Annotated in this window: 4 protein-coding genes; all 4 read left to right on the forward strand. The window is 28.9% G+C overall.

What is annotated here, in order from left to right; translation table 11 throughout:
• The first annotated feature begins 144 nt into the window (after positions 1-144).
• The 4 genes from KQI16_RS06415 (at position 145) to KQI16_RS06430 (ending at position 2,961) form a co-directional block, all read left to right on the forward strand.
• Positions 145-1,134, forward strand: a complete 990-nt coding sequence (locus tag KQI16_RS06415) for a sulfide/dihydroorotate dehydrogenase-like FAD/NAD-binding protein (protein ID WP_216432873.1) — start codon at positions 145-147, stop codon at positions 1,132-1,134.
• Complete coding sequence (locus tag KQI16_RS06420; protein WP_216432878.1) at positions 1,134-2,414, forward strand: FAD-dependent oxidoreductase; 1,281 nt, start codon at positions 1,134-1,136, stop codon at positions 2,412-2,414. The genes KQI16_RS06415 and KQI16_RS06420 overlap by 1 nt, the downstream gene beginning before the upstream one ends.
• A 185-nt stretch (positions 2,415-2,599) precedes the next feature.
• Entirely contained in the window at positions 2,600-2,782 is a 183-nt protein-coding gene (locus tag KQI16_RS06425) for a hypothetical protein (RefSeq protein ID WP_216432875.1), read from the forward strand.
• Positions 2,783-2,790: 8 nt separating this feature from the next.
• Positions 2,791-2,961, forward strand: coding sequence for a hypothetical protein (locus KQI16_RS06430; RefSeq protein ID WP_216432877.1), 171 nt, complete (start codon positions 2,791-2,793; stop codon positions 2,959-2,961).
• The last annotated feature ends 99 nt before the right edge of the window (positions 2,962-3,060 follow it).

A 3,060-nucleotide genomic window follows, 5' to 3' on the forward strand; every position in this document is an offset into this window, starting at 1 on the left:
ATTTTATTCACTAATTTGCACATAATTTCATCTCTCCTTCGGAGGTATTTTTGGTGTTGCTATATTTAAGATACTCTAAGGAGGGATGAAATTCAAATATCATATAACTTAACAGAACTTAAAAATTAATGAAGAGGTATATAAATGAGAGAATATATAGATTGCATTGATGCTGGCACAGAGTTTTGTCCATGTCACCTTGCAGAGTCAAATGAATGTATTCTTTGTTCCCAGCTTCATGGTAGTAAATTTTGCGATTGCTTAAATTGGAATGGGGTATGTATATATCATGAGTTTATAAATAATAATTCTAAAGCTAAAAAGGGGAGAGATACCTATACTTGCAAGGTTATAAAAAAGGAGTTATTAGAAGAAAATTTACTTTTAATTAAATTTCTTGTTCCTCACAAACTTGCTGTGGATTTATCTAAGGCTGGAAGTTATGTTTTTGTAAGAACTAATGAAAATATCTATTTTGATGTTCCAATATCTATCTTAGAAGTGGATATTGAAAGGGATATTATTGCAATAATAATTGAAATTAGAGGGATTAAGACTAAAAAATTATTAGAAATTGAAGAAAATGGAGATATAACTATTAGAGCCCCTTATTGGAATGGTGTATTTGGAATTAGAAATATAAATAAGCAGTTTAATAATAATGTATTAGTTATTGCAAAGGGTATAGGGATGGCTCCAATGGTTCCTATAATTCGTAAATTATTCTTAAATAAAAATACAATAAATTTAATATTGGATAAAGCACCTTATAAGGAAAATTATATAAAAGAGTATTTAAAAGAATATGATTATAACTTAATAGAAGAAGTTGTATTAGTTCAAGGAGAACTGACTGAAGAAGCAAAGGCACTAATAAAAAAATTTATTAAGAATGAAGGAGTAAAATATATTCATATAGCTGGTGCAGATATTTTAACTGTTAAAATAATAGAATATTTAGATGAAATCGGGGCTAAAGATGTCAGCCTATCTTGCTGCAATAATTCTAAAATGTGCTGTGGTGAAGGTATATGTGGAAGTTGTACAGTTAGGTTTGCAGGAAGAAGGGTAAAACGTCTTTGCAAACTTCAAACTGATCCAAGAAATGTATTTGAAGGGAGAAGATTGATATGATTAAGGTTATAATTGTTGGTGGCGGTTGGGCTGGTGTGGCAGCAGCAATAACTGCTAAAAAAGCTGGAGCAGATGTACATTTGTTTGAAAAAACTGATTTATTATTAGGTCTGGGTAATGTTGGTGGAATTATGAGGAATAATGGCAGATGGACAGCTGCAGAAGAACTTATAGAATTAGGTGCTGGAGATTTAATTGAAATTACAGATAGAACTTCAAGGCATAAAAATATAGAGTTCCCAGGGCATAAACACGCAAGCCTATACGATGTAAATATCATTGAAGGTGAAGTTCATAAGTATTTAGAAGATATGGGAATAAATATATATATGGAAAGCAGAGTAGTAGATATAGAATTGGAAAAATCAAAAATTAAAGGAATATATTTAAGTGATGGAACTTATATTGAGGGTGATGTTTTTATAGAAACTACAGGTACAACAGGATCGATGGGAAATTGTTTAAGATATGGAAATGGATGTTCAATGTGCATATTAAGGTGTCCAGCTTTTGGTCCAAGGCTCAGTATAAGTGAAAGATGTGGCGTAAGAGATATACAAGGAGAAAGAGGAGAAGATGAATTAGGTGCTTTTTCAGGTTCTTGTAAGTTAGCCAAAGAAAGTTTATCAGAAGAAATAAGAGAAAAACTTGATAAAGAAGGAGTAGTAGTATTAAAGGTTCCTGAAGAAGATATTAATTACGATAAGTTACAACAAAAGGTTTGCCAACAATATGCTTTAAAGGAATTTGCCGAAAATATAGTTCTTTTAGATACTGGACATGCTAAATTAATGACTAGCTATTATCCTCTTAATAAGTTAAGGAAGATAAAGGGATTAGAAAAGGCAAAATATGTTGATCCTTATGCAGGAAGCAAAGGAAATTCAATTAGATATTTATCTGTTGCTCAAAGAACAAATGATATGAAGGTTAAAGGAGTGGACAATTTATTCTGTGCTGGTGAAAAAAGTGGCCTATTTGTAGGACATACTGAGGCAATTTGTACTGGCAGTCTTGCTGGACATAATGCTGTTAGATTAATGATGGGAATACCATTATTAATATTACCAGCTTCAATTGCTATAGGAGATTTAATTGCATATACAAATGAAATGGAAAGTACCCGTGAAGGTAGAAAAGATCGATATACTTTTGCAGGATCAAAGTACTTTGCAAGAATGAAGGAAGAAGGTCTTTACACTTTAGATAAGGAAGAAATAAAAAATAAAATAGCTAAGTTAAATTTAACAAATGTTTTCGCTCAAAAATTAGTATATTAGTATAATTGTTTAATTTCTATAAAACTTAAATTAATAAGGATTATTACATAAAGTTAAATGTAATAATCCTTATTAGTTTAAGTAAAAATACACAGAGTAGTATAAAAATTTATATTTTAGTCATTTATAAATATATAGGGATATTAATTTTTGAAAAAATTATATTATAATAAAGGAGAATGAAAATGGATATACAGAAAGAAAAAATTGAAGAGATTTATGATAATACTGGGAGAAAAGTAGTAAAGTATAAGCAAAAGATAATTAATAATACATTAAATGAAGAAAAAGAAATTGAATCAAAGGACTTAAATGGATTAATTAGCGAGGTAAGAAAACAAGTAAGTGAGTGGAATAAGATGAGTTAGGAGGACAAATGTTTATAGAAGTAATAGAAAAGGAAACTTTCAATAAAAAAATAAAAATCAGATTTAATAATATAATAGAAGCTTTTGATAAGTTTAATTATTTTAATATTGGTCCTAAGGAAGAGGAAGATTTTAAAGAGCAAGAAAAGATATTTATTGAACTTGAATTCGGCAAGTAAATTTTAAAAAAGTTTCTACTTGCCATTTTTGTTTTCTTTATGAATAAATTTACATTTATTATGATATTTTATACCGTTAGGTCTTTTTTTGAGTATACT

Origin of the sequence: Caproiciproducens sp. MSJ-32 (genome assembly GCF_018918055.1) — a bacterium.
In the GTDB taxonomy this organism is placed as follows: Bacteria; Bacillota; Clostridia; order Clostridiales; family Clostridiaceae; genus Clostridium.